General features: G+C 60.8%; 26 protein-coding genes and 1 pseudogene. 10 read left to right on the top strand and 17 right to left on the bottom strand.

What is annotated here, in order from left to right; genetic code table 11:
* From NBH21_RS24355 to NBH21_RS24340, 4 genes and pseudogenes are all read left to right on the top strand, one after another.
* Positions 1–184: pseudogene (locus NBH21_RS24355) on the top strand (IS6 family transposase); the annotation flags it as partial.
* A 146-nt stretch (positions 185–330) separates the two neighbouring features.
* Positions 331–999: a phosphoribosyltransferase gene (locus NBH21_RS24350; protein ID WP_250913716.1), complete on the top strand. Its 669-nt coding sequence runs from the start codon at positions 331–333 to the stop codon at positions 997–999.
* Positions 986–1,804, top strand: coding sequence for a bifunctional DNA primase/polymerase (locus tag NBH21_RS24345; protein WP_250913717.1), 819 nt, complete (start codon positions 986–988; stop codon positions 1,802–1,804). Before NBH21_RS24350 ends, NBH21_RS24345 begins: the two co-directional genes overlap by 14 nt.
* 15 nt (positions 1,805–1,819) lie before the next feature.
* Positions 1,820–2,293 carry a YbhB/YbcL family Raf kinase inhibitor-like protein gene (locus NBH21_RS24340; RefSeq protein WP_250913718.1) on the top strand — a complete coding sequence of 158 codons (474 nt, stop codon included), beginning with the start codon at positions 1,820–1,822 and terminating at the stop codon, positions 2,291–2,293.
* 81 nt (positions 2,294–2,374) lie between these two features.
* On the opposite strand, the gene groL is transcribed toward NBH21_RS24340, so the two are convergent.
* Positions 2,375–3,997: a chaperonin GroEL gene (groL, locus tag NBH21_RS24335; protein WP_250913719.1), complete on the bottom strand. Its 1,623-nt coding sequence runs from the start codon at positions 3,995–3,997 to the stop codon at positions 2,375–2,377.
* A gap of 144 nt (positions 3,998–4,141) precedes the next feature.
* On the opposite strand from groL, the gene NBH21_RS24330 reads away from it, so the two are divergent.
* The gene (locus NBH21_RS24330) at positions 4,142–4,615 is read left to right on the top strand and encodes an Hsp20/alpha crystallin family protein (RefSeq protein ID WP_250913720.1); all 474 of its coding nucleotides are present in this window, start codon (positions 4,142–4,144) and stop codon (positions 4,613–4,615) included.
* A 57-nt stretch (positions 4,616–4,672) separates the two neighbouring features.
* Here the strand turns inward: NBH21_RS24330 and NBH21_RS24325 are convergent, their stop codons facing one another.
* From NBH21_RS24325 to NBH21_RS24300, 6 genes are all read right to left on the bottom strand, one after another.
* On the bottom strand, positions 4,673–4,918 hold the full coding sequence (locus NBH21_RS24325; RefSeq protein ID WP_250913721.1) for an acyl carrier protein: 246 nt from the start codon (positions 4,916–4,918) through the stop codon (positions 4,673–4,675).
* The gene (locus tag NBH21_RS24320; RefSeq protein WP_250913722.1) at positions 4,915–6,120 is read right to left on the bottom strand and encodes a dihydrolipoamide acetyltransferase family protein; all 1,206 of its coding nucleotides are present in this window, start codon (positions 6,118–6,120) and stop codon (positions 4,915–4,917) included. The genes NBH21_RS24325 and NBH21_RS24320 overlap by 4 nt, the downstream gene beginning before the upstream one ends.
* 2 nt (positions 6,121–6,122) lie before the next feature.
* Entirely contained in the window at positions 6,123–8,126 is a 2,004-nt protein-coding gene (pdhA, locus tag NBH21_RS24315) for a pyruvate dehydrogenase (acetyl-transferring) E1 component subunit alpha (RefSeq protein WP_250913723.1), read from the bottom strand.
* Positions 8,123–9,871, bottom strand: coding sequence for an acetate--CoA ligase (gene acsA / locus NBH21_RS24310; protein ID WP_250913724.1), 1,749 nt, complete (start codon positions 9,869–9,871; stop codon positions 8,123–8,125). Before acsA ends, pdhA begins: the two co-directional genes overlap by 4 nt.
* Positions 9,872–10,166: 295 nt before the next feature.
* The gene (locus tag NBH21_RS24305) at positions 10,167–10,931 is read right to left on the bottom strand and encodes a Crp/Fnr family transcriptional regulator (protein WP_250913725.1); all 765 of its coding nucleotides are present in this window, start codon (positions 10,929–10,931) and stop codon (positions 10,167–10,169) included.
* A gap of 383 nt (positions 10,932–11,314) precedes the next feature.
* The gene (locus NBH21_RS24300) at positions 11,315–12,793 is read right to left on the bottom strand and encodes a ribose-phosphate diphosphokinase (protein WP_250913726.1); all 1,479 of its coding nucleotides are present in this window, start codon (positions 12,791–12,793) and stop codon (positions 11,315–11,317) included.
* An 87-nt stretch (positions 12,794–12,880) separates the two neighbouring features.
* Between NBH21_RS24300 and NBH21_RS24295 the strand changes: the two genes are divergently transcribed.
* Both NBH21_RS24295 and NBH21_RS24290 read left to right on the top strand, forming a co-directional pair.
* Positions 12,881–13,966, top strand: coding sequence for a hypothetical protein (locus tag NBH21_RS24295; protein ID WP_250913727.1), 1,086 nt, complete (start codon positions 12,881–12,883; stop codon positions 13,964–13,966).
* A gap of 235 nt (positions 13,967–14,201) precedes the next feature.
* A complete protein-coding gene (locus tag NBH21_RS24290) occupies positions 14,202–14,939 on the top strand; it encodes an IS3 family transposase (protein ID WP_250913728.1) in 738 nt (245 codons plus the stop codon).
* 110 nt (positions 14,940–15,049) lie between these two features.
* Here the strand turns inward: NBH21_RS24290 and NBH21_RS24285 are convergent, their stop codons facing one another.
* The 3 genes from NBH21_RS24285 to NBH21_RS24275 form a co-directional block, all read right to left on the bottom strand.
* Positions 15,050–15,781: an MFS transporter gene (locus NBH21_RS24285; protein WP_250913729.1), complete on the bottom strand. Its 732-nt coding sequence runs from the start codon at positions 15,779–15,781 to the stop codon at positions 15,050–15,052.
* A gap of 187 nt (positions 15,782–15,968) precedes the next feature.
* The gene (locus NBH21_RS24280) at positions 15,969–16,742 is read right to left on the bottom strand and encodes an SDR family NAD(P)-dependent oxidoreductase (protein ID WP_250913730.1); all 774 of its coding nucleotides are present in this window, start codon (positions 16,740–16,742) and stop codon (positions 15,969–15,971) included.
* A gap of 90 nt (positions 16,743–16,832) precedes the next feature.
* The gene (locus NBH21_RS24275) at positions 16,833–17,129 is read right to left on the bottom strand and encodes a YciI family protein (RefSeq protein WP_250913731.1); all 297 of its coding nucleotides are present in this window, start codon (positions 17,127–17,129) and stop codon (positions 16,833–16,835) included.
* A 120-nt stretch (positions 17,130–17,249) separates the two neighbouring features.
* On the opposite strand from NBH21_RS24275, the gene NBH21_RS24270 reads away from it, so the two are divergent.
* Complete coding sequence (locus tag NBH21_RS24270; RefSeq protein ID WP_250913732.1) at positions 17,250–17,687, top strand: winged helix-turn-helix transcriptional regulator; 438 nt, start codon at positions 17,250–17,252, stop codon at positions 17,685–17,687.
* A 251-nt stretch (positions 17,688–17,938) separates the two neighbouring features.
* Here the strand turns inward: NBH21_RS24270 and pdxR are convergent, their stop codons facing one another.
* Positions 17,939–19,438 carry a MocR-like pyridoxine biosynthesis transcription factor PdxR gene (gene pdxR, locus NBH21_RS24265; protein ID WP_250913733.1) on the bottom strand — a complete coding sequence of 500 codons (1,500 nt, stop codon included), beginning with the start codon at positions 19,436–19,438 and terminating at the stop codon, positions 17,939–17,941.
* A gap of 127 nt (positions 19,439–19,565) precedes the next feature.
* On the opposite strand from pdxR, the gene NBH21_RS24260 reads away from it, so the two are divergent.
* Both NBH21_RS24260 and NBH21_RS24255 read left to right on the top strand, forming a co-directional pair.
* Entirely contained in the window at positions 19,566–20,186 is a 621-nt protein-coding gene (locus NBH21_RS24260; protein ID WP_250913734.1) for a C39 family peptidase, read from the top strand.
* A 15-nt stretch (positions 20,187–20,201) separates the two neighbouring features.
* Positions 20,202–21,269 carry a D-alanine--D-alanine ligase family protein gene (locus tag NBH21_RS24255; protein WP_250913735.1) on the top strand — a complete coding sequence of 356 codons (1,068 nt, stop codon included), beginning with the start codon at positions 20,202–20,204 and terminating at the stop codon, positions 21,267–21,269.
* Positions 21,270–21,442: 173 nt separating this feature from the next.
* Here NBH21_RS24255 and vapC read toward each other — a convergent pair whose 3' ends face one another.
* The 6 genes from vapC to NBH21_RS24225 all read right to left on the bottom strand — a co-directional run bounded on the left by vapC (position 21,443) and on the right by NBH21_RS24225 (position 26,489).
* Positions 21,443–21,844: a type II toxin-antitoxin system tRNA(fMet)-specific endonuclease VapC gene (gene vapC / locus NBH21_RS24250; RefSeq protein WP_250913736.1), complete on the bottom strand. Its 402-nt coding sequence runs from the start codon at positions 21,842–21,844 to the stop codon at positions 21,443–21,445.
* The gene (gene vapB / locus NBH21_RS24245) at positions 21,844–22,074 is read right to left on the bottom strand and encodes a type II toxin-antitoxin system VapB family antitoxin (RefSeq protein ID WP_250913737.1); all 231 of its coding nucleotides are present in this window, start codon (positions 22,072–22,074) and stop codon (positions 21,844–21,846) included. The genes vapC and vapB overlap by 1 nt, the downstream gene beginning before the upstream one ends.
* Before the next feature lie 474 nt (positions 22,075–22,548).
* A complete protein-coding gene (locus NBH21_RS24240) occupies positions 22,549–23,229 on the bottom strand; it encodes an SH3 domain-containing protein (protein ID WP_250913738.1) in 681 nt (226 codons plus the stop codon).
* 139 nt (positions 23,230–23,368) lie between these two features.
* Positions 23,369–24,058 (bottom strand): ABC transporter ATP-binding protein, encoded by a 690-nt coding sequence (locus NBH21_RS24235; protein WP_250913739.1) that lies wholly within the window; start codon positions 24,056–24,058, stop codon positions 23,369–23,371.
* Positions 24,055–25,215, bottom strand: a complete 1,161-nt coding sequence (locus NBH21_RS24230) for an ABC transporter permease (protein ID WP_250913740.1) — start codon at positions 25,213–25,215, stop codon at positions 24,055–24,057. Before NBH21_RS24230 ends, NBH21_RS24235 begins: the two co-directional genes overlap by 4 nt.
* Positions 25,212–26,489, bottom strand: a complete 1,278-nt coding sequence (locus NBH21_RS24225) for an efflux RND transporter periplasmic adaptor subunit (RefSeq protein ID WP_250913741.1) — start codon at positions 26,487–26,489, stop codon at positions 25,212–25,214. Before NBH21_RS24225 ends, NBH21_RS24230 begins: the two co-directional genes overlap by 4 nt.
* Positions 26,490–26,541 lie beyond the last annotated feature (52 nt).

Raw genomic sequence — 26,541 nt, 5'->3', positions numbered from 1 at the left:
GGCCGAGAATTCTCATGTGCCGCTGCGAAAACGGGAGCGAGTGATGCAAGGCCTCCGTTCACCGGGAGGCCTTCGGCGCTTCGTCTCGGTTTTCTCCGCTGTCCGTAACCTTTGCGTCCCACCCCGCACAAAACGCTCCGCATTCCAAAACCGCGTTCACCGCATCCAGGCGATCGCAGAGTGAAAAGCTGCGACCGGATCCATGGCCTGAGATCAATCCCCAAGGCCGAACGTCTCACGTGCATCCAATTCAAGTTAACGTGACATCCTCAGCAGGGCTGACATAAAGTATCTTCTGGGTGAGGTCGGAGAAGAGCCAGGAGGCATTCCATGCCGTTTCTCAATCGCAGTGAAGCGGGAAAAAGGCTCGCGGAGGCATTGCGGGACTACGCCGGTCTTCCCGTGGTCGTCTTTGCCCTGCCCCGTGGCGGATTGCCGGTTGCCCTGGAGGTCGCCAAGGTTCTCAGGGCGCCGCTCGAACTGGCGCTGGTGCGCAAGGTCGGGCTTCCCTTTTACCCTGAACTGGCAATGGGAGCCGTCATCGACGGAAAGACGCCGGCTGTTATCCGCAACGAGGGCGTGATTGCCGCCAACGGGATCTCGGAGGACGATTTCCTGGCCTGCTGCGAGCGGGAACTGGAGGAGATCAAACGGCGGCGTCACCTTTATCTCGGCGACCGGCCGGACAGGGACATCAAGCGCAAGATCGCGATCATCATCGACGATGGCCTCGCAACCGGCGCCACCATGCGCGCGGCGATCAAGGGTCTGCGACTGCGTCATCCGGACAGGATCGTGGTTGCCGTTCCCGTTTCCGCCGTCGACGTTCTCGACGTCGTGCGTCGGGAGGTTGATGACATCGTCTGCCTGGAAACACCCGCCGGCTTCCAGGCGGTCGGGCTCCACTACCGCGACTTCCCTCAACTTACAGACCAGGACGTGCTTGATGCCCTGGCTGAGGCGAAGGCAACGGCGCGAGGCGATCATGGCGAACAATAGGCGAAATCGGCCTGCGGCGCTGATCGCGGCACTGAAATACATGGAGCTTGGCTGGGTTCCCCTGCCGGTCGTGCCGCGCGCCAAGCAACCGCTGATATCCTGGGCCGATCTGCAGCAACGCCAGCCGGAAAAGGATGAGGTGCGAGGTTGGTACGAGAAGTGGCCGCATGCTGGCGTCGCCGTCGTGACCGGTATTGCATCGGGACTGGCGGTTCTCGACGTCGATCCCGCGCATGGCGGAAACGAGGCGCTTGCCGAGCTTGAGCGGCTGCACGGCAAGCTGGCCGAGACGGTCGAATCCGTGACCGGTGGAGGCGGGCGCCATCTCTATTTCGCCCACCCCGGCGGCAATATCCGCAACCGGACGGGACTTGCGCCCGGCATCGACCTGCGCGCCGACGGCGGGATGATCGTCGCTCCCCCGTCCATCCACCCGAGCGGCAACCCCTATCGCTGGCGGGAAGGGCATTCGCCGCAGGAGATCGCCCTTGCCCGCCTGCCCGTCTGGCTTCGCGACCGCCAGGAGCCGGAGGCGCATGGGCTCGGACACCCTATGTCTTACTGGCGGGGACTGGCGCGGGAGGGCGTGGAGGCGGGCCGCAGGAATACGACGATTGCATCCTTCAGCGGTCATCTCCTGTGGCACGGCATCGATCCGGAGGTCGTCACGGAGCTGGTGCTTGCCTGGAATCGTTTCCGTTGCCGCCCTCCCCTTTCCGACGACGAGGTCGTCCGCACGATCCGTTCGATCGAGGAAACGCAACGCCGCCACAGAGGGGATGCGAAGGTCGCCGACGACATATGATAAAGGGAGCACAAGATGGTATTCACGCTGACATCGCCCGTATTTGCCGACAATGGAGAGATCCCGATCCTTTATACCTGCGAGGGAGAGGATATCTCGCCGCCGCTCCGCTGGACGGGCGTGCCCCCGGAAGCGAAGAGCCTGGTCCTGATTGTCGACGACCCGGACGCGCCGGACCCTGCCCATCCGAAAATGACCTGGCTCCACTGGGTTCTCTACAATCTGCCGGCCGAGCTCACCGGCCTTGCCGAAGGCATTTCGCGATTGCCCGGGACAAGCGTGACCGGCGTCAACAGCTGGAACCGCCACAACTACGGTGGACCCTGCCCGCCGATCGGCAGACATCGCTATTTCTTCAAGCTCTATGCCATTGACCGTCTTCTCGACCGTCTCGTGCCCGGCTCCGGGGAACAGGTCGAGGCGGCGATGCGCGGTCACGTCCTTTCCAGCACACAGATCATGGGCACCTACCAGAAGACAAGGAAATAACGGCGAAAAACGAACGCTGCTCTGGTGAGCGCCCCTGAGACGGAACGTCTCGCCCCCGCGGTCATTCATCATTTGCCGGCTTCAGGCGGACAAGCCTTCTCCGCCTCGCTCAATTTTCTCCTCTTCGGGAAGCTCGGTCATCGTCGCTTCCGTGAGCAGCAGGATACTCGCCACGGAAACAGCATTTTCGAGCGCGACCCTGACAACTTTCGTTGGATCGATGATCCCGGCTTCGAAAAGGTCCACATAACGGTTCTGCGCTGCGTCAAAACCTGTATTGCCGGTTCCCTCGAGCATCTTGGCGACCACGACACCGCCGTCGACGGCGGAGTTTTCCGCGATCTGCCGCGCCGGAGCGCTTAGAGCGCGGCGGAGGATTTCAAGCCCGGTCTTCTCGTCCCCATGGCTTGCGGTCTCCTCCTTTTCGAGCGCAACGGTGCAGCGCAACAGCGCCAGCCCACCGCCCGGCACAATCCCTTCGGACACCGCGGCCTTGGTCGCGTGGATTGCATCGTCCAGGGCCTCCTTCCTGCTCTTGAGCTCCGCCTCGGAGGGCGCCCCGACGCGGATGACGGCGACCCCACCGGAAAGCTTTGCAGCTCTTTCCTCCAGTTTCTCCCGGTCATAGTCGCTTTTTGTTTTTTCGATCTGCGAGCGGATCTGCCGGATGCGGGCTTCGATAGCGTCCTTCTGTCCGCCGCCGCCGATGATCGTGGTCGTCTCCCGGTCGCTGACAACGCGCTTGGCATGGCCGAGATGGTCAATCTCAACCAATTCCAGCTTGGTGCCGAGGTCTTCCGAAACCAGTTGTCCGCCAGTTAGCGTGGCGATGTCTTCCAGCATCGCACGCCGCCTGTCGCCGAACCCTGGGGCCTTCACTGCGATGGCGTGGAAGACGCCGCGAAGCCGGTTGACGACGAGCGTCGCCAGAGCTTCTCCATCGACATCCTCCGCGATGACGAGGAGCGGCCTCCCAAGTTTCGCGATCTGCTCCAACAGAGGAACGATATCCTTGATGTTGCTGATCTTCCGGTCGCACGCGAGAACAAGGGCATCCTCGACGACAGCCTCCATCTTATCGGGATCGGTGATGAAATAGGGGGAGATGAAACCGCGGTCGAACTGCATCCCCTCGACGATTTCGAGCACGGTCTCAGTGGAATTGGATTCCTCCACCGTAATCACACCCTGATCCCCAACCTTTTCCATAGCGTCGGCGACCAGATCGCCGATGGTGGGATCGTTGTGCGCGGAGATCGAAGCGACCTGCGACTTTTCCTTCCGCGTATGGACCGGTCTGGACATCGAGCGCAGCGTCTCGACACAGATCTTCAGGCCGCGGTCGATACCGCGCTTGAGGTCTATGCCGCTCGCGCCAGCCGTTACATTGCGCGTACCGTCGGAGAAGATCGCATGGGCGAGAATGGTCGCCGTGCTCGTCCCGTCGCCGACGGCGTCTCCCGTCTTCTCGGCGGCCTGCCGCAGCATCTGTGCGCCGAGATTTTCTTCCGGGTCCGCCAGATCGACTTCCTTTGCTATGGTGATGCCGTCATTGCAGACGATGGGCGTGCCCCATTTTTTCTGGATCAGCACGGATTTCGATTTGGGCCCAAGCGTGATGCGGACCGCATCCGCGAGGGCGCCGGTCCCCCGCAGGATTTTTTCCCGTGCCGCGGAGTGAAAGAGAATGTTCTTGTGCGCCATGATGGTCCACTTCTCCGGTTCGACAGCGACTGACTTTGGGATTTTTACCCCTTTCTCCGGCGGCCCCGCTTGATGGCCGTCAATGCACCGCGCAGGCCGGGCTGGAAACCTGCCCTTTGCCACGAAATCAATGGAGATAGGACCATGGCATATCGTAGCTGGCTGCCCTCACTGTGGGGCGAAAAAGAAAGCGTAGAAAGCCCGTTCGGTGATCTTCGCAAGCGCATCGACAGCCTCTTTGACGACTTTGACCGAGGTTTTCCGGCGCTTGCGGGGAGTTTCGCCGTTCGATCAAATGTCAGCGAGACCGACAAGGAAATCTGCATCACCGCCGAATTGCCCGGCGTGGAACAGAAAGACATCGATGTTTCGATCAGCGGCAACCGCATCTTCATCAAGGGCGAGAAGATGTCGGAAAAAGATGAAAAGAAGGAGGACAAGGGTCGGGAGTTTCATCGGATCGAGCGCTCGTCCGGCTCTTTCCAACGGGCCATGACCCTGCCCTTCGAGATCGATGCCGGAAGCGTCAAGGCCGATTTCAAGAACGGCGTGCTGACTGTCACGATCCCGAAGCCGGCCGAGGCTGTAAAGGAAACCCGCAAGATCGAGGTCAAGTGAGACAGTTTGCGGTTCGCTGCCAGGGCCTTTCCGGCACCTTGAAAAAAGGTGCCGGAGCTAGGCTACCTTCTCCGCAAGATAGTCGACAATACCTGTGAAGCTTCGAAGCCTCGGATAGTCGTCCTCCGGGACAGGAAGGGAAAAGCGCTTGCTCAACACTGCGATCAGGTTGAGAAAGTCGATGGAATCAATGTCGAATTCTTCCCGCAGGTCTCCGTCCCTGTCGATCTCTCGTGGATCGACCTCCGGTGCTATATGTCGAAGCGCACCCGAGAGCAGCGCTTCCAGTTCCTGCTTGGTCATAATCCCTCCGGCTTTTGCAGAAGATGGTCTATGTGGGAAAGAAAGAGTGCGCCGCGATGGCCGTCATTCACCCGATGGTCGCCGGCAAGGGTCATGTGTACGACGGTGCGCGGGCCGATAAGACCCTGAACTGCCCGGACTTCGGTCATCGGCGTTCCGAAACCCACAATCGCCACCTGGGGCGGATAGATGACGCCGTAAAGCGTCGCCACTCCGCGATCGCCGAGGCTGGAGATCGTGATGGTGGGATCTGACAATTCGGATGCGCGGAAACGGCCCGCCCTTACCCGCGCGATAAGGTCGCGCATGGCAGCCATCAATTCGGGAACACCAAGGGCGTCGGCATCATGGATGGCGGGCGCGACGAGGCCGGTGCCACGGATATTGATCGCCAGGCCGGCGTGAACAACCGGGCTTTGCCGGAAAATTCCATCGATGAAATGCCCGTTGAATTCCGGGAATTTCCGGATCGAGAGCGCTACGGCCTTCACGAAAAGCGCCCCGACGACCAGGCGTTCCTCCGGGTCACGCCGGGTGTTGAAGTCAGCGACCCAGGCTTCGGCTGCAGTCAGGTCGACGGAATGCTCCAGGTAGTAGTGCGGGATTTCACGTTTCGATCGGGCCATGGCCGCCGCAATAGCCGCTCGCATTCCCTCCATTGGCCGGAGAGCCTGTGCCGGCGCAGCTTCGGCAGGAGGTGTGGGTGCTCGCATACCTTCGACATCGCCGAGCTGGATTTCGCCATGCAGTCCGCTGCCGCGGACCGAGACAAGGTCTATCCCATGCTCGGCTGCATATCGCCGGGCCGCGGGCGAGGCACGAACCCTTTGTCCGCCGGAACCGGCCACGGGCGCGAACGGCACGACTGTAACGGGCGCGGCGCTCGCCTCCTGTCCGCTTGCCGGTTCCTGCCCCTTGCCCGCCGTCGCCGCTGGACGTGCCGGCTCGCCCGACACCGCCTCCTCGTGCGTGCGATGGATACGCGCAATCGGTGTCCCGACAGGTACCCTTGCCCCGATATCCACCATGGGGCCTTCAAAGATGCCGTCCTCGAAATTCTCGATCTCGATCGCCCCTTTCTCGGTTTCGACCACGGCTATGACATCGCCCCGCCGCAGGGCTGTTCCGGGCGCGACCAGCCATTCGACGAGCGTTCCGGCCTGCATGTCCGCACCCAGCGAAGGCATCAGAAACTCGGCCATCGTCACGCCTTCCCGAACATTGCGCGGACGGCGGCGACAATCCGGTTCGTCTGCGGGATCGCCGCCTCCTCGAGATGCCTCGCATAGGGAATTGGCACTTCCTCGCTGCAGAGCCGGGAAATCGGCGCATCGAGATCGTAGAAACATTTTTCGGCAATCCGCATGCCGATTTCCGCCGAGAGACTGCCCGAACGCCAGCCCTCGTCGACGATCATGGCTCGGCGGGTCTTCGCTACAGAGGCAAGGATCGTCACCTCGTCGAGCGGCCTCAGGCTACGAAGATCGACAACTTCCGCCGACAGGCCGGCGGCCTCCAGTTCCGCGGCGGCATCGAGTGTCTTGAACAGCGACCCGCCATAGGTGATGAGTGAAACGTCGCGGCCCTCCCTGCGAATGGCGGCGCGGCTGATGTCGACCGGTCCGGCATTGGGAGCAAGGGGGCCGCTACGATTGTAGAGCATGACATTCTCAAAGATCAGGACCGGGTCCGGATCTTCAAGGGCGGTCCAGAGCATCCCGCGCGCATCTTCCAATGTCGCCGGCGTCAGGACGCGGATGCCCGGTATATGCGCATACCAACCTTCGAGGCTGTGGGAATGCTGGGCCGCCAGCTGCCGGCCCGCCCCCGTGGCCATACGGATTACCAGCGGAACACCGAACTGGCCATTCGACATATGCCGAAGGGTCGCAGCCGTATTGAGGATCTGATCCAGAGCCAGCATCGAGAAGTTGACCGTCATGACTTCAACGATCGGGCGCATTCCGGCGACGGCCGCGCCAATGCCCGCGCCGGTGAACCCGGACTCCGAAAGCGGCGTGTCCCGGATGCGTTCCGGACCGTATTTCTCCAGGAGCCCCTTGCTGACGGCGTAACAACCGCCATACATGCCGACATCCTCTCCCATCAGGAAGGTCCTGTTGTCACGGTCCAGGGCATCTTCGATCGCCATCTTCACCGCCTCGCGATAGGTCGTTTCCACCGGAGGGCCAGTGGGCTCGATCCTTGGCGGAGAGGCCGGACGGACGGAGGCCACCACATGCCGGCCGAGGCTGTCGACGGGTTCGAGACTTCCGCTTTCCGCATAGGCGACGGCCTCGGCGATTTCGGCATCAACCTCCGCGGTGATCCTTTCGACATCGCCGGAATGAATGATGCCGTTATCCAACAACCATGACTGGAAGCGGACGATCGGCCCCTTGTTCCGCCATTGCTCGACCTCCTCCTTCGGCCGGTAGAGCTGGGCATCGAACATCGAATGGGCACGAAAGCGGTAGGTGTGGCATTCGAGAAAATAGGGTTCGCCCACCTCGCGGATCGTCTCCAATGCTCGCCTGGCTGCCGCCTCCACCGCGACGACGTCCATTCCGTCAACGACTTCGCTAATCAACCCGTAGCTTTCGGCCTTCCTGTGAATGTCGACAACCGACTCCGAACGCTCCAATGCGGTGCCCATGGCATATCGATTGTTTTCGCAGACAAAGAGGACCGGCAAATGCCAGAGCGCCGCGATATTGAGGCTTTCATGAAATTCACCCTCGGCAACCGCGCCCTCGCCGAAGAAACAGGCCGTGACATGGTCGTCTCCGCGCATCTTGTCGGCCAGCGCCAGACCGGCGGCGAGCGGCAGGCCACCGCCGACAATCGCGTTTCCGCCGTAGAAATTGGCAGCGGCTGAAAACAGGTGCATGGAGCCGCCGCGCCCGCCGGAACAGCCTTCCAGCTTGCCATACATTTCCGCCATTACCGTTTTCATCGGCAGGCCGCGCATCAGCGCATGGCCGTGCTCGCGATAGGTTGCGACGACGCGATCCTCCTTCCCCAGGACAGGGATGATGCCGGCCGCGATCGCTTCCTCGCCATCATAGAGATGGAGGAAGCCACGGATCTTTTCCTCCGTATAGAGTTCAGCGCATTTGTCCTCGAAGCGGCGTATGCGGATCATCTGTGCGAGCAGTTCGAGGACGTGCCCGCGTGTCAGATGGGGTTTCAGTGGGCGCCCGGTCATCGTTCGTCACTCTCAAGCGTCGAGATATCGCCTTCCGGCAGCCCCAGTTCCCGCGCCCTGAGCAGCCGGCGCATGATCTTGCCGGAACGGGTCTTCGGCAGGTTGCTTCTGAAGGCGATATCCTTCGGTGCGACGGCGGGTCCCAGGCGCTTTCGTGCATGGCCCAGGAGGTCGAGCATGAGTTCCTCGTTGCCTTTATAGCCGGGCTTCAGGGCAACAAATGCCTTGACCACCTCGCCGATCGTGTCGTCCGGTATTCCGATCACGGCCGCCTCGGCAACGGCGGGGTGCTCCATCAGCGCGCTTTCCACTTCGAACGGGCCGATCAGGTGGCCGGCGCTCTTGATGACGTCATCGTCGCGCCCGACAAACCAGAAATAGCCATCGTCGTCCCGCATCGCCAGGTCGCCGCTCAGATACCATCCGTCGACGAAGCATTTGCGGTAGCGCTCGTCTTCGTGGAGATAGGCCCGCATCATCGACGGCCAGCCCGGCTTCAACGCCAGTTGGCCGATCGTCATCGGTTCTGCGATCTCGTGCACGCCGCCATCGTGACGGCCGACAATCCCCGCCGCGATGCCGGGGAGCGGCTTTCCCATGGAACCCGGTTTGACGTCCATCGACGCGTAATTGGCAATCATGATGCCGCCGGTCTCCGTCTGCCACCAGTTATCGTGAAACGGCTTGCCCAACGTCCTGTCGCCCCAGATCACCGCCTCCGGATTGAGCGGTTCACCGACGCTGGCAAGGAAACGCAGCCTGGAAAGGTCGTATTCTCTCGCCAGGTCCGGGCCGGCTTTCATCAACATGCGGATGGCGGTGGGCGCCGTATACCAGACCGTGACCTTCTCGCTTTCCAGAATACCGTACCAGCGACCCGCATCGAATTCCGCCTCGTCGACAATCATGGTAACGCCGTTGGTCAATGGCGAAACGATGCCGTAGGAGGTGCCGGTCACCCAGCCCGGGTCTGCCGTACACCAGAAGACGTCGTCCGGGTGGAGGTCGAGCGCAAGACGGCCGGTCATGTTGTGCGCCACGACCGCCCGGTGGACATGGACGGCACCCTTTGGCCGACCGGTGGTACCGGACGTGAAATGCAGCAACGCCATGTCTTCCGGACCGGTCTCGGCCACGTCGAAATCGGCGTCCGCATCTGCCATCAAGGCACCTAAATCATGGCTCCCCATTTCGTACTGCCCCTCGCCTCCGATCAGCAGGAGGGCGCGGAGATCCTTCAGTTCGTGGCGCCAGGGTGCAATCTTCTTTCTGTAGAGCGCATGCGACGTCACAAGAACACGTGCATCGCCAATCGTCATGCGCGCCTTGATCGGTTCGGGACCGAAGGCGGAAAACAGCGGACAGAAAACGGCACCGTATTTGAGGGTACCAAGGGCCGCAATGTAGAGTTCCGGCACCCGGCCGAGCAGGGAGAACACCCGCTCGCCCCTGGCTGTCCCGAGACGGCTCAGTACATTGGCGAAGCGAGAGGTCTCGCGCTGCAATTCGAGATAGGAGAAATCCCGACGCACGCCCTCTTTGGACATCCATCGTATCGCCGTCTTGTCGCCATGCCCATGGATAACGTGACGGTCGACGGCCTGAAACGCGATGTTCAGACTGTTGCCGGGAAACCCGTCAAGCAGCGCCTCCGCATCCTCCCATCGGAAGGACGCACAGTACTCCGCATAGTCCTGCAAATTAGCGAACTGCTTCGAGGCATCGCTCTTGCGGATTACTTCCATCGAGCCCTCCCGCTCGTGAAAAAAACTGACGCAGACGACTATTGCGACCGGCAAGAACCAGGGAAACTTCAAGGGTTCGCCACTTCGAAAACCTCTCACCAAGGTTCGCCAATGACAGGTTCCGGCGGATAGTCTTCGCCTCTGTCATTCGTAAGGCGCACTCGGCGCGGGGGCATTGACGCGCGTCAACGATGCCCGCTCGTCGATTGCCTCTCAAACTTAAGTCGGGATTCATCGTTCCGCAGATCACGCAAGCTGAAAGCGCAAGGCGGCTGCGAACGTACCGCGCCGGCGCTCACTTCGAAGCCGCTTCGCCGGCCCGCCGGGAGCCTGTAGCCGGGCTGAATTCGGTCACCGCGGGCTTATGCTCCCCCGGCAACGAGTGCTCCTTCCGCCACTCCTCCCAATGCTGTTTGGAAAGTGTCTGCAGGCGCCCAAGGTTGAGAATCTCGAAATGGGACTTGTCCATGATGCCGATGATCCGTTGGCGGGCAAGCGTCTGGATATGCCTGCTGATCGTCTCTACGGTCGTGCCCAGATAGCCGGCGATATCACGGCGTCCGATGGGAAACTCGATGACATGGTCATCGCCAGCCAGTCCCACCATTCTCATCCGCCTTCGAATATGGAGCATGAAGCTGACGACACGTTCAAGAGTGTTCTGGCAACCGAGAACCATCATCCATTCCCGGCTGACCTCAAGGTCGCGCAGCAGACCCATCATGACCATGTGTTCTACATCGTGATCTCTGGCCATCATCGCCTCAAAGGCGCTCTGGGCATAAACGCAAGCCGTCACGTCTGTTGCGGCCTCATACAGGAAAGTGCTGCCGCTGCGAAAGAAATGCCCGAAAAATTCGCCCTTTATGGCAAGTCCCACAATCTGCTGACGGCCGTCGTCAAGGGTTTGCGTTATGCGCACCACTCCGGAAACAACATGGCCGACAATTGTCGGCTCATCGCCCTCCGCTATCAGGGTGCTTCCAGCTTCGTAATTTTTCGTGCGACCTATGCAACTCACACTCCGCTGCAAGTCATCGCAGCAGTTGAGGTCGGGCATGTTTCGGCTTCCGGAGGGCGATGCGAACGCCCTTATCGTGACTGAACTGCCTGGCATGCTCCCCTCCTCAAAGAAGTGCCTCTACCCAGTCATTTCCAAGCGTTAACGAGTGCGTTCAATCTTGAGGCGTGGCATTGATCCATGTCAACCGCGCCCCGGGAACCCATCGACGAATAGAAGTAGCGAGTATGGGCGCTAACCCGATTGCCAGCTAATCCCTTTGGTGGATCTCTGGCTGACCTCAAGCACGGCGGGCGGGCCGAGGATGGGAGAAATTGTCGAGCGGAGCAATTCCACCAAAAGCAGGAACCGGTCTTGCGTCCGGAATTGTGAGAAAACAAAAAGACAGAGCATGGAGGGCGACTTGGTTCCCGCCGGATACTCTAGGGTTTAGGCAATGCGCGGGGCGAAGACGCCAGCATTGCACGGGCGAAGGTCGCGGAAACATCTACGATCTCCAGGCGGGAGATTTGTTTTTCGCAAGCGACTGTATTTGCCACGCAGATCGCGCTTATAAATGGATCGGACAGTGTGTCCGCAGCACCGGCGCTGAACAGGCCGTGTGTTGCAGCCAGAAGAGCGTCGATCGCGCCGCGCTGCCGGCACGCCTCGGCGGCGCGCATCATGGTCGTTCCGGAACTGATCATGTCATCGAAAACGACGACCCTGCGGCCGGCGACGTTACCGGCAAAAAGGTCTCCCGTGACCACGCCCATGGAGCGCTGCTTCTCCATGAAAGCTTTCTCGACCGGTCTGCCCAGATGGCTCTCCAGTGCCGTTCGAAACGCCTCGGCCCGTTTCGCGGCCCCCATATCCGGCGCCACGACCGTGACGTCGCTACCGTGAAGTCGCGCCACAAGGTGGTGGGCAAAGGCATCATGGCTTTCGAGGTGGATCAACGTACACCGGAAACCGTTCTGCAATGCGGCGATATTATGCGCCTCCATCGTGATCACCTGATCAGCACCGACCGCTTCGAGGAGCTGCGCGACATACCGCGAGGTCAGCGGATCGTATGGCTTCGTCTGCCGATCCTTGCGCTGGTAACAAAGATACGGGATCACCGCCACGACGCGGGCCGCCCCGTTAGTCTTGAGCGTGCCGATGAAGAAGAGCAGCCGGCAAAGTCGGTCATTGACAGATTGCCTTTCATCGCGATGGAGACTGGCGATGATGAAGGCATCCTGTCCCGATACATCGACCAGGGGCCGGGCCTTGTGCTCGCCGTCTTCGAATTCGCGCTCCTCAAGAGGCGCAAGTTCGAGCCGGAGGGAACGGGCAATCGCTTTCGCGAGGGACTCGTCACGCGCGAAAGCAAACACCTTCGGCGCGCGAGAATTCCACTGACGCCCATTGATTGCCGGCACGGCCCGCAGACCCGATCTCCAGGAAACGCCAACAGCCACCGCCTCAAGCGCGTCTCCACTCCCGGATAATGGAAGGGCGAGCAGTTCGTAGGCCAGAATGGCATCCCCGTTACCCTGTTCCGCCGTAAATTCCACAAGCAAAGGCTCCCCGGTTTGGATGACCTTATCGAAGACGCGGCGGCAACGGGCGGCATTGCGCCTGTAAGGCGCCTGCGACAAGCGCTCACCTTCATGCAATCTGCCCAGAAGCCGCCTCGCGAATTGCTCGCCCATACGAAGCCGATAGTCCCTGCGCCCCTCTTCCTTAACGAAGATCAGCAAGGCACCCGGCATCATCGTTTCGAGGTCTAAAAGGCCAGGCGCCAACCGGTCTGCTTTCGCCCCGGACCAGCTCTCGAGCAGCAGCTGCGTGTCCCGTGCGTGAGGCTGCGGCGCACTGTCGATACGCGAGAACAGCCGGCCGAACGCCGGAGCCGTCAATGCCATCGTCGTCATCGAAATCTCCCTGATGCCGATGACAGTTGCAGCATTGGCGAAACCGCGCGTTGACGCCCGTCAATGGCCAGACCCGAAGATGGTGTCTTGACTGGCATCAACGCCGTGGATCGCCGGCTACCACACCCGACACGAAAGAAGACGCTGATGGTCGCCTCCGATTGCACAATCAAGGACAAGGTCGAATTTCTGACGCGACCTGCCGCCTATCCCGCTCTTCCGGCTACGGTCGACATCATCGAGACCCATATGTCCTGGGTTTTCCTGGCCGGCAGTCATGTCTACAAGCTGAAGAAGCCCGTCGTCTTTCCGTTTCTGGATTTCACGAATGTGATGGCGAGACGCACCAATTGCGAGGCGGAGGTGCGGCTGAACAGGCGGTTGGCGCCGGATATCTATCTCGGCATCGAGGCCCTGACGCAGGAGAAGGATGGATCGCTTCGGCTGGGCGGCGCAGGCGTCCCGGTGGACTGGCTCGTCCACATGAAACGATTGCCGCGAGACCTGATGCTGGATGTCATGATTATGGAGAAACGGCTCGCGTCAAACCACCTTGACGCACTGGCGAATACGCTCGGCCGCTTCTACCGTTCAGCCGAACGACCGAGCACCGATCCGGCGGTGCATCTCGAAAATCTCGAACAGCAGCAGAAATGGAACCGGGAAACGCTTGGAGACAGGGCGGTTCCACTCGATCATGCCCTCGTGGAACGGCATCTCGCCGAAATGGATGCGGCAAGGCAGCGGGTAGCCTTCCTGATAGAGGACCGCATCCGGAGGAAATGCTATGTCGACGGTCACGGCGACTTGCGACCCCAGCATGTCTGTTTCAGCGATCCGATCGCCATATTCGATTGCCTCGAATTCGATGACAGGCTTCGCTTTGTCGATCCCTTCGACGAAATCGCATTTCTTTCTCTTGAATGCGATTTCCTGGGCGCGGCATGGGTGGGACGCGAAATCCTGGATCGCATGAGCGTGCGCCTGGCTGACGGAGCGCCGCCCGTGCTGGTCGATTTCTACACCGCCTTTCGCGCCACGTTGCGTGCCCGTATGGCCTTGAGCCATCTTGCGAGGGGCGCCGTTCCTTCCTCCACGCCCTGGGTTGCCAAGGCAGGGCGCTATCTGGATTTGGCGCATGCGGCGCTCGTGCGTATCCGCGTTGGCATTTAGGGTCGAAACGCAATCAGGACGGGTGAGTCGCCCTGAATCATCTGGCCTTGAGTTCCGAATTCAGATGATCGGCCAGTCTGATTGCAAAGGCGATAATCATGAGGGTGGGAGCAGGCAGGCCCTGGCTCACGAGAGCTGCGCGTGAATAGCCCCTAGATTTGTAGACGCCTTATTTTCTAATTTTGAGGCAAGAAGAGCATCATGAGCAAATCGAATTTCAGCGAAGATTTTAAGCGTGACGCGGTGCGTCAGATCACGGAGCGAGGATATCCAGGACGAGCTGCCTTACTACGGATATCGACGCGTAACGCACGAGCTTCAGCGAAGAGGCCACCTCGCCAATCATAAGCGCGTCGCCCGCGTCATGCGGGCCAATGACCTCGGGATCAAGCCTCGCAAGCGGTCTGTTCGCACTACGGATAGCAACCACGCTTCGCCGATCTACCCGAACCTCTATCGCAATGTGATCCCGCCCCGGCCCGATATGGTTTGGGTGGCCGACTTCACCTACATTCGCATCGCCGTCGGCTTCTGCTACCTGGCTGTCATTCTCGATGCCTGCAGCCGGAAAGTCATTGGCTATGGCCTGTCAAAACGCCTGGACACGCCGCTGGCATTGGCAGCTTTGCATTCCGCGCTCGATAACCGAAAGCCTCCTGCCGGCTGCATTCACCACACCGACTACGGATGCCAATACGCAAGTGAGACCTACCGAAGGGCGCTCGATGTCGCTGGTCTACAGGGATCCATGAGCGCCGTCGGCAGCCCTTATCACAATGCGCAGGCAGAAAGCTTCATGAAGACCTTGAAAGTCGAGGACATCTATCCCACCGGCTACGAGACCTTCGCAGACGTGGCCGAACACTTGCCCAGGTTTATCGAACAGATTTACAATAACAGACGGCTGCATTCAGCCCTTGGCTACTTGTTGCCAGCAGAATTCGAAACTCAACTCGCCCAGCAGGCGGCTTAGCTTGAAGCGTTTCGATGGTCCAGCCCGAGGGGTTCACTCCAAAACCGGCTCAGTTCTCGGTGGAAACCAACAATGGGTCTGACGCCAGAAATCTGTGTTTTCGTCCGTAGTCAAACGCAATATCTCGTCGCGCGGCGACCATTGACGAGGTTCATTGTGCCAGATGCCTCTGTCGAGCATATACTCTCCCTGTTCTCTGAAATCAGACATAGCATTCCCGTGTCGATCACGGCAAAAACTGGGAACCACCACTGGTGCTCAATGGGTTTTTTGCCCGCAAAGAGCAGGGCTGCCGTCGCCGATCCGATGACGATGAGGCAGCCGAGCGTCGCAAGGGCAGAAATGGGCGATAGGGTGCTGCTGCCAGTCACCAAGGCTGCGTCTCCCATTTGCACAAAACCCAGGAGCGCCGATGCAAGCCCGGCCTGCCGACCGAATGGTTGCAGGGCAGCCGCTGTCATAATCGGAATGGCAAGCCCAAACCCGGCGAGGAAGACCACGATGGCCGCAGCGAAGCTCCAGAATGAAGGCGCATGGACCGACAGGAACAACAGGCAGCCACCGAACAGCGCAAGTGAAAGGCCCACAACAATGGTGAAATGGACGCCAGTGCTGCGCGCCAACCCGGGTGCGGCCATGCCAGCACCAAAGACCACGAACACGGTGGCTGCATAAAAAAGTCCAAGATGCACCGGCGCGAGCGAAGGGAATGCAGGCAGAATGATCGTGGTGGACAGCGTGCCAAGGGCCGCGAAGGCTGCAAGCATGGGCAGAATGTGCCGACCGTCCGGTCGCAGTTCATCCGTCGATTCGAGGTCACGTATCGGCGAAGCATCAGGCATTATTGGCACCTCAGCGAGCGATCGGCGGCGGCCAACGGGACTGGTTGCACCGCAAAGACACCGGCTCCCTCTGAAATGAAGGGAGCCGCGTTGGATCGCTGCAGTCGGTACGCGAGAGGCGAATGGATGTCTTCGATACCGGCACCAATCACCCAGAATCGGTTTGAGCCCGGTTTGTCGACCTCTGTCAGTTGCGGTATCGCGCTGCCGGCTGCGCATTGCTGAAGCCGCGTGCCAAAACCATGCGCGCCTGTTCGAAGGCCTCCCAATTAGCAGCATCCGGAACCGGGGGAATGGTGACGAGCTCCTTCCGGTCAAAGCCGATAAGTGCTGCTTCGACGAGATCATCGACCTCCATCACATCCGGCACCTTGCTGATATCGCCGCCCATGCGATCGTAGATTTCTGTGCGGGTAGCGGCTGGAAGCACTGCTTGGACATAAACACCTCTCGAACCGACCTCAGCATGAAGGCTCTGCGACAACGTCAAAACGTATGATTTCGTCGCGGCATAGATCCCATGCGAATATTCCGGCAGAAGGGCCAGAACGGACGCGATATTGATAATCGAGCCATGGCCGCGATTGAGCATTGCCGGAAGCACAGCGGCCGTGAGCAGGGTGGGCACCAGCGAATTGAGCCGAAGCAGATTTTCCAACGCGACCGGATCGGCGTTGGACAGACCGCCACTCAAACCGGCACCCGCGTTGTTGACCAGAATCTCGACGGGAGGATCGGAAAGCAGGCGCTTGGCTACGGTCTCCGTCTGTGTCGCATCGGTCAAATCGGCGGTTATCACTTCGATGGTCACGCCATGGGCGGCGCGAAGCTCGTTGGCCAGGGTATTCAGGCGGTCGGTCGCACGGGCGACCAGAACGAGATCATGGCCGCGGGCAGCAAGACGGCGTGCGTAAACCGTGCCGATGCCACTGGAGGCGCCGGTAATGAGGGCGATTGTCATTGTTATATCCTTGAGTTGTTTCGCGACGTAACCAACGTCGCAATCTGAGCGAAGGCGCCTCGTGTCTTGAGGCACGGTGCCTTGAAGTCGTCAGCCGCGGGCTTTCAGGTGCAGCATCGGGTGATGCTCGTAATGGCCCACACCATTCGCCACGATTGGATCGCGAGAGGTGAATGATGCGATATCCTGGTCATCGGCGATCCGGTAAAGCGAAACGCCATAGCCGCCAGCTGGGTCCATAACTGGGCCGTGGGCCACGATCACACCCTGTTCCAGCAGGTCGTCAAGAAAGGCGCCGTGCCCAGCCATCCACGTCTTCTCGTCGGCGCTCATCGTCGCCAGAAAATCCTCGCGTGGGGGAATAAACTTGCAGAGGTAGAATTTCATCAGGGGTCGCTCCGGCGTTCCATCATAGGGTCAACAGCAGAACCGATTTTCCGCTGGACCGTTGACGAGCCTTTAGTTACTATCATTTTCATACTATGTCACTATGAAAATGATATCGACATGAAGAATCTTGAATCTCTCCCCTGCGTGATCGCAAGAAGCCTCGCACTCGTTGGCGATGCGTGGAGCATGTTGATCATGCGCGATGTCCATGCGGGCCTCACCCGCTTCGACGAGATCCGGAAAAACCTCGGCATTGCGCCGACAATGTTAACGAGCAGACTGGCTTCGTTGACTGAAGAGGGCCTCCTGGAGAAGCGTCGCTACTCCGAGCGGCCGCCACGGGACGAGTATTTGCTGACAGAGGCTGGCCGTGACCTGCTGCCCGTTCTATTCGCCCTGGCCGCTTGGGGTGGAAAGCACAGAGGCGGCGGTGAATTCACGCGCTTTTTCGATGCTGAAGCAGGAACTGAAATCGATCCTGTCACAATAGACAGGACCACCGGCGCAGAGATTGGAACTCGGCCTATTCGGATCATCTGGCCGGACTTCAGTTAACTGAATCGCAGGAACTGAACGCGGGACTTCAGAAAAATCAGGCCCCCTTTCAGGTCTTGAAAGGAATCGAACCGCACCCCAGTCATCCGCCTTCCGGTCCCTGAAATTTGCAAGACAAACCATGGCTGCTTCGGTATCCCCGGGGATATGATGGGACCGCCAGGCAGCCTTTCAGACAAGACGGAGCTTCCATTTTAAACAGTCTCTCACGTTTGAGGAAGACAAAGCTATTTTCTCCCCGTAGTTAAATCCTAGCTGCCAACAAACTCCTTACTTTCGAAAACCTCGGCGAGCACCCGCGTCCCCATATCCGCCTCCTCCTCCGAAAGCCCGGAAAACCCAAGCAGTAGCCGTAAGCGTTCGGTGGAGATCACATTCATGCGCGACAACGGCATCACCACAACACCTTTCCTAAGCGCCGCAGCAGAGACGGCGGTGTCATCGTCCCAGTTGCCGGTGCTCCTGACCGTGAGATTGATCCCCTGATCCGGCAGCAGCACCGCCAAATGCTCCACCAATCGCTCCGTAAGGAACCCCGCCAGCAGATCGCGCGAAGCCCTGAGCCGTTCCCTCAGGCGCCGCAGATGCGCCGGGAAATAGCCCTCCTCCAGGAAATCAGCGATCACCCGTTGCTGGAAACTCGGCGGGCAACGGTCGACGGCAGGGCGGACGGCGCGGAAAGCGGGGGCAAGGTCGGCGGGAACGACGAGATAGCCGATGCGCAGGCTAGGCAGCAGCACCTTGCTGAAGGTGCCGGTGTAGAGAACGCGGTTTGCCTTGTCGAGACCGTGTAGCGAGGCGATGGGGTGGCCCCGATAGCGAAATTCGCTGTCGTAATCGTCCTCGATAATCCAGCAATCGTTCTCTTCGGCATAGGAAAGAAGCCCGAGACGACGCGAAAGTGAGAGGACGGAACCGACGGGATACTGGTTGGAGGGTGTCACGTAGAACGCAGCGGGCGACGCGAGCGTGCCGTCGAGCAGTCGCGTAATGTTGATGCCATCGACGTCGACTGGCAGGCCGACGACGTCGATACCATTCAGCGCTAGGCATTGCCGGGCGGGCGGATAGCAGGGATCTTCCACGACGGCTGTATCGCCTGGCGTCATCAGCACGCGAAAGGCAAGGTCGAGCGCCTGCTGCGTGCCTGCCGTGATGAAGATCTGCTCCGGGCTGCAGCGCACGCCGCGCGAGACGGCAAGATGGGCGCTGATGGCAGCCCTCAGCGCATATTCGCCCTGGATGTCGCCATAGCCTTCGAAGGCATAGTTCATATGCCTTGCCGCGATGCGGTTTAAAAGCCGTGCCGTGCGTTCGTCATGGGCAATTCGGCCGGTGACGAATGGCAGGGGCTTCTGCGGCTCGAGGCTTGGTCCGCGCGTGAGGATCGCGGTTGCAGCGGCCGACACGCCACGGCGGATCGGCTCTATGCTGGCGGTACCCGCGGGATCGATGCGTGCCGCACCCTCGGGAATGGACGAGGCGATATAGGTGCCGGAGCCATGACGGGCGACCGCGAACCCCTCCGACATCAGGATCTCGTAGGCCTCGCTGACCACGCCGCGCGAGATCGCCCATTCCGCTGCGGCAAGCCGTGTCGATGGCAGCCGCTGCCCGCTCATCAGCCGCCCCTCGGCGATGGCTTTGCGGAGCGAAAGGTAGAGTTGGCGCGCCAGCGGCGCGGCCGAAGCAGGATCGATGGACGGCCGGAAGGCCGCCGATGGCCCTTCGCGTCGTCTTCTCAGTGTCATGAAACTTCCCCTATGGCCGGCTCAAGTGGCCCACACGGCCCAGGCAAAGTGGCTCTTAATACATGCATAGATTTGCAGTTAGATTAAGCCACTTACAAGCGGAATCGCAATGCCTGATGGAGAAGACATGAACCGGACGAAGCTCGACGTGCCCTATTTCAGCCAGTGGGAGTCACCCGAGATGACCCTGCCCGTGCTGGCGGAAGGTGCGACTGCCCTGCATCGCGATATCAGGTGGAGGAATTCCGGTGCCGAGACACCGGAGGAATATGCGCACTGGGCGGTGAATATCTGCGGCATGGCCTGCCTGAAGATGATCCTGGCCGCCCGCGGCGAGGATCATCCTATCCTGACACTCGCAAAAGCCTGTACAGCCTATGGCGGTTACGTCGTCAACGAGGTCGATGCCTCGATCAAGGGGTTGATCTATGCGCCCTTCGCCACCTTCGTGCGCGAGCGCTTCGGGCTTGCGGCCGATGTGAGGACGCAAGTGCAGACGGAGAGCATTCCCGAGATCCTCTCGGCACATCGCTTCTTCATCGCCTCGGTCAGCAGCGCGATCCGCTGGCCGGAGCGCGAGCCGCCGGGCAAAGGCGGCCATCTCGTGCTGGTGACGGCGGCCGATGAGGAGCATGTCCGCTTCCACAACCCGTCAGGCCACGATCGCGCCAGCCAGACCGATGTCACCCTGCCGCTTGCCACCTTCGACCGCTTCTTCGCCAACAGAGGCATCGCGGTCAGCTTCTGAATTACGAGAAACTTTATGAGCCCTTCCTCCTCCCGGCTGCGCATCGCCGTGCTCTTCGGTGGCCGTTCCAGCGAACACGACGTCTCAATCATGTCGGCCACCAACGTCATGCGCGCGCTCGATCCGCAGCGTTATGACGCCCTGCCCGTCTTCGTGACCAGGGACGGCCGCTGGCTGCAAAGCCTATTTACCGATGGCGAGCTCGACAGACCCGCCTCCGGCACCGAGCTCTGCCTCGTGCCCGGCGGGTGTGGGCGGATGCTGGCGATCAGCCCCAGTGGAAAGGCTGCCGAAGCCGGGATTGTCGATATCGTCTTCCCGGTCCTGCATGGCCTGCATGGGGAAGACGGTGCCGTCCAGGGGCTTTGCCAGGTTGCACGTGTGCCGCTCGCCGGCTGTGGCATTCTCGGCTCAGCAACGGCGCTCGACAAGGATATCGCCAAGCAGCTTCTGAAGGCGGCCGGCCTGCCCGTGGCCCGCTCGGTGACGCTCGATCAGGCGGCACCGCCTGCGCTCGAAACCCTCGAAGGCACGCTCGGCCTGCCGTTCTTCATCAAGCCGGCCCGCCAGGGCTCTTCCGTCGGCGTGCGAAAAGTCTCCGGCAGCCAGGAATTCGCCCCCGCCCTCGCTGAGGCTTTCAGCTATGACCGGAAGCTCATCGCCGAGGAGTTCATTGCCGGGCGCGAAATCGAATGCAGCGTGCTGGAGGACGTAAACCACGGGCTCTTCGTCTCCCGCCCCGGCGAGATTGCGCCTGCCGAAAGCCATGGCTTCTATAGCTACACCGCCAAATATCTTGACGAGAACGGTGCGGCCCTGAAAGTGCCCGCCGAGCTTCCCGCCGATGTCGAAACCAAAATCCGCGACATGGCCGCCCGCGCCTTCCGCGCACTCGGCTGCGACGGCATGGCCCGCGTCGATTTCTTCCTGATGGAAGATATGCGCTTCGTCATCAACGAGGTGAACACCATTCCAGGCTTTACCAATATCAGCATGTATTCCAAAGCCATGGCTGCGAGCGGGATCAGCTATGTGGAAATCATCGACCGGCTGGTGGAACACGGGCTAACAAGAGCAGCTTGAGGGGTCGAGACAAATGCGAACCATTCTCGCCTGGCAATAATCAGGACCGTGAAGACCGGATGGAGCCGGTGCCGTCTTGCAGGTGAAGGAATTCGAACCAGCGACCCGACAATTCCATGGGATATGGTGATATCCCGACTTGCCTGCTTCCTATAACAATCACGGGTGCGAGTTTAGACGGTCCAGTCCTCGATGCGCAAACCGGGCACGCGATCAAATTCGCGCCGGTTATTCGTTACCACGATCAGGCCGCGGGAGCGCGCGTGGCCCGCGATCAGCTGGTCATATGGTCCGATAGGCGTTCCACTGCGGGCAAGTTCGGCACGCAACTGGCCTGTATGGACGGCCGCTAACTCATCATACGGCAACACCTCGAGGCGGGCTGCAAAACCTTCAACGACAGTCAGATTGCGCTCCGGGCTCGCCGACTTTTCCGCCCCGTAAATCAATTCCATCAAGCTGACTGAACTCATGCATAGCTGACCGTAGTGGCGATTGAACGCGTCGCGCACCTGTTGTGGTCTGTTCTTGATGGTGAAAATGCAGATGTTGGTATCCAGCATGTATTTCAGCATCAGAACGCCTCGCGCTCCTGCAAGGCTGGCTGATCACGTTGGCTCATGAAGTCGGATGTCGCCTCGGGACCCTCGAACCAACTATCCCAAACCTCACCTGCAGGGGCTATAATTCGAGTACGTCCGATCACAACGATGTCGACACGCTTCACGTCATCAGGCAGAGCGACTGCCTTGGGCAGTCGGATGGCTTGGCTACGATTGCTCTGGAATACCGCACCCTGTTCCATGGCTCACCTCTTTGGCATCCACAAATAGCATATCCCCGGACATAATTCGCGAAAGGGGATATGTCAATGGGATATACATCGAAGAGAGGCCTGGAGGCTTTGAACTTTGAGGGGGATCGAACCAACGGCTCCCCATCTCCGGGATAGGATCTCTGCCTTGCTGCGATCAGGATCCATGCCGTCCTCAATTAATTGCCAGCGTGGAAACGGCAATTCGCGCACCCCGCGATCGACCAACAATCATCCGAATGGCAATCACCGCTTGCGGAAGTGGTTGTAGCGTCCTGACTGGCAGGTTCGGCTATCAACCACCTCTCGACTGTTTTGGCGAAAATATGCTCCACCGCCGCGCCCGACCGCCTTTCATACTCGCCGAAAGTGCCGAAGGCCGCTGGCCATGGGCTTGCGAAGTTTGTTTGCCCGAGTGAAGGAAAAGACGTGCGCTTCTGCCGAGCCCTTGGCTTTCCTGACCTGTCATCGATTGAAAATGCGGGTGCCGGTCATGGTGCCGCCGCGCGGACCGGTGCGGGTCACGGTGCAAGAGCGATCATTGGCGCTGCAGTTCCTTACCCTTGAAGCCGAATTGCCGTAGGGACCGACCGTGTTGCGCGTGGCGGTGCATTCGCCGCCGGAGCATGTCCTCGTCTGGCTGGTCGAGCCGCCATAGACACCGGTAGTCGAACGCGTGCCCGTGCAACTGCCATTGGCGCAGGTCAGCGAACGGTCATGCGCGGTAATACGCGGCGGCGGGGCGACCGCATAGGGACGATAGTAGTAACCCCAGGAACCATACCAGGGATAGGCCCGGTAATAGGTGTTCCAATAAGCTTGATTGAAAGCCACGACCGTGACGCCGACAGCGGTCGCGACGGTCGGAGAAAGAACGACCGGAGCGCCATTGTAGACGATCTGGATATATCTCGCCGAGACCCAACCGCGGAAGGTACTGAAGGCGATGTCACACCAGGAATAGCCGGGAAGGCAGCCGTGGGTGACGATCCGGGCGCCGACCGGCACGGTGGTGACGACGGGATAGGCGGTCGAGGGACCGGCCCGCAGGTTGACGTTTCCGGTTGCGATCGCAACCGTTGCCGCCGAAGCGGCAGAAGCGCCGGTGGCCAGAAGCGCCAGCACCATGAGCAGTCTTTTCAGCATTTTTTTTGCCTCCATTCGGGGTGACCGCCCTCGTGGCGGCATGGGGTGAATTTCCATCCTGAGCTTGGCCGCCATCTTTCGGCCGCGTTGCTTTTTGTAGCGATTTGTTTCAGGCGGCGATCATTGTGCCGGACGTGCTTCATTCCGCGACGATCCGGCCGTCGCGCAGTTCGATGGTGCGGTCGAAGAGGTCGAAGACGCGCTGATCGTGGGTAACCACGGCGACGGCCGCCTGACGCGTGTCGGCGATCTCGCGGAAAAGCCCGATGACCTGCCGACCGCGGACACTGTCGAGGGCGGCCGTCGGCTCATCAGCGAGAATGAGAGCCGGATCGTTGGCGAGCGCACGGGCAACCGCGACACGCTGCTGTTCGCCACCGGAAAGCCTACTTGGAAGATTGTTCATCCGGTGGCTGAGATCGACATTGGCAAGAAGAAACTCGGCATAGGTTCGGGCCGGCCGCGCCGGCACATCATCGATCTGCAGGGCCAGTGCGACGTTTTCGGCTGCGGTGAGAAAGGGTATGAGATTGGCCTTCTGGAAGACGAAACCTATGTTCTTGCGCCGGAAATCGCGAAGATTGTCGAGATCCGCGCCGGGTGCGGAAACAAGTTGATCGCGGATCAGGACCTCGCCTTCGGTGGGAGGCTCCAGCAGGCCGGCAATGAGCAGAAGCGTACTCTTGCCGGAACCGCTCGGTCCCAGGATACCGACCACCTCGCCAGGCTGGATGTCGAAGGAAACGCCGTCAAGGGCGCACACTGTGCTTTCGCCGCTGACATAATGGCGCCGCGCGCCGCGCACGGAGAGCACCGGGACGCCGCTCATGAAAGCACCTCCTGCGCCCGCACCTTCAACGCCCGCGATATGCCAAGAAGGCTTGCGAAGCCACAGATGACCGCCATGGCGAGGCCGAGAAGCGCAATATCGGATGCCTCGATGATCACCCGTCGCGGGAACCACGGAAAGATGACGTTGGAAAGAACGAGGCCGAGCGCCAGTCCTCCTGCGCCGATCAGGTAGGCCTGTTCAGCGATCATGACGACGATGACGGTGTTACGCGCGCCGATGAGTTTCAGCATGGCGATCTGATGCCGTTTTTCCATGGTCAGCATGTAGATGATGAGGGAGATGACGATGACCATGACGGTGAGCAGCACCCCCGTGAAGGCGAGGATCTGGACGCGCAGTCGCCAGAGCCGCTGGTCGAGAAGCAGGCTCTGCTGCTCCGCGCGGCTGAGTACATTGGCGTCGCCCCAGGCCATGATGACGCGGCGCACCGCCGCCTCGTCGGTTGCCGGGTCGAGCGTCACCAGGGCAGCGGAGATCTTGCTGTCCTGCGCCACCGAACTGCCGGAGGTGGCAGCCGACGTTGCGTCTGCGGCGTTGCGGGCCAGGAGCACTTCCTCGCTGGTCCGCCGCTGGGCGACAGCCATGGCGTCATTGATCGTGACAACAAGCAACCCGTCGCCGCCCATGTCCACCATCCCCCGTGTCAGGCCGACCACAGTGAAGTCGTCCCTTCCCAGCCGCACAGTCTCGCCGAGTTTCAGGCCGATACTGATGTCGGCGATCGCCTCGAAATGGCCGCTCGCGATATGCCGGCCGGCGGCGAGAGGAACCCAGCCGCCGTTGTCGCGGGGATAGTCGAGACCGGTCAGCGAGGCGCGCAACGAACGGCCGCGATGCTCGAACTGCTGGCTGATCTGCACGAAACGGCGAACGCTCGTCACGCCATCGACACCCTCCACCCGCCGGTCCATGCCGGAGGAAATGGCCGAGCTCTCGGAAAATGGGCCGGCGCGTCCGCCCTGTACGACCCAGAGATCCGCTCCGATCCGGTCGATGACAAGAAGGGCGTCGGCGACAATACCGCGGTATAGGCCGATCATGCCGATGGAGGCCGTGACGAGGAAGGCAACGCCCGCCGCCGTCATCAGGAAACGGCCGATATTGTGGCGGACGTCCTTGAGACCGAGATTCACGATACCGCTCCCGTCCTGGCGACCGGCATCCAGCGGTAAATGCCCACGGGCGTCGTGACGAGCCGATCGCCGGGACCAAGCCCGCGCAGAACCTCGGCCCTCCTCCCACCTATACGACCGAGATCGACGGACTGCCACACGGCGCGCCCGTTACGGACGAGCCAGACGCCGGCCTTGCCTTCGCGGCGGGCGATGCTTTTCACCGGCACCGCGATGACGCCTTCGCTGGCGGCAAGATCGACGACAGCCGTGCCGCGCTGGCCAAGTGCCCAGTTCGGCGGCAGCCGTATCGGTGCTATGTCCACCGTGAATTCCCGCGTTTCCTGGTCGACCTCGCGGCCGACGCGTACAACCTTGCCGGCATAGCGCGCCTCGTCATCGCCGCCGAAGCGGATGGTTGCGGTCTGGCCCGGCGCCATGCTGGAAATCACGCTTTCGTCGAAACGGGCCGACAGCACGATGCTGGCGGGATCGGCAATCGCGACAATGGCGTTCGTCGGCGAGGCCATGTCGCCGAGATTGAGATTGCGGGCGACGATCACTCCGTCGATCGGGGCGCGGATCACCGATTTCTCGATCTGGGCCCGGCTTGCCGCGACATTGGCTTCGGCGGCGATGGCCTGCGCCTCGGCCTGAAGCAACTCCGACTGGGCCTTGGCGAGATCGGCTTCTGCCTGCTTCGCCGTGGTTTCTGCACTTTCCAGCGCCGAGCGGCTGGTAACGCCGGAGCGGATGAGATCGCCCTGTCGAACGAGATTGGAGCGAGCATTTTCAAGCGTCGCCTCAACCCGCGCGACATCGAATTTCGCTGCCTCGACCGCCTTGCCGGCCGCCTCTCGGGAAGCGAGCGTGGAAGCGAGCGCAGCCTTGAGGTCTAGAGCGCTGATTTCGGCGACAAAGTCGCCCTTTGCCACGATATCGTTGCGCTCCACGGAAAGTCGGGTGATGGCACCCTGAATACTGGCTCCGACATTGGCGAGCGAGGTTGCGTCGAGTACGCCGGGACCGGAAAGCTCCGGCTGAAAAAAACCGGGCGCAAGAGTCACGAGATCGACTGTCCGGGGAACGAAATAGCGAATGCCGAGGAGGGCGACACCGAGAGCGACGGCGATGACGAAGGATGCAAGCAACGCCCGGTTGGCGCGACGTGGCGCGGAAGGCGGACGAGCACCGACGGGGGTCGCGGGACGAGGCGCACCCGGTTGTAGAGGCCGCGTTTCCGCAGGTCGCAACGGTTCCGGGGATGGATCATTGGCTCTCGCGTGCTGGTTCATGATGTCTGGCCTGTCATGCTTGCGATACCGATTCTGGGGATAATCCGGCCTG

The sequence above is a fragment of the Ciceribacter sichuanensis genome, assembly GCF_024055605.1.
GTDB lineage: Bacteria > Pseudomonadota > Alphaproteobacteria > Rhizobiales > Rhizobiaceae > Allorhizobium > Allorhizobium sichuanense.
This window is presented reverse-complemented; position numbering and strand designations above follow the sequence as displayed.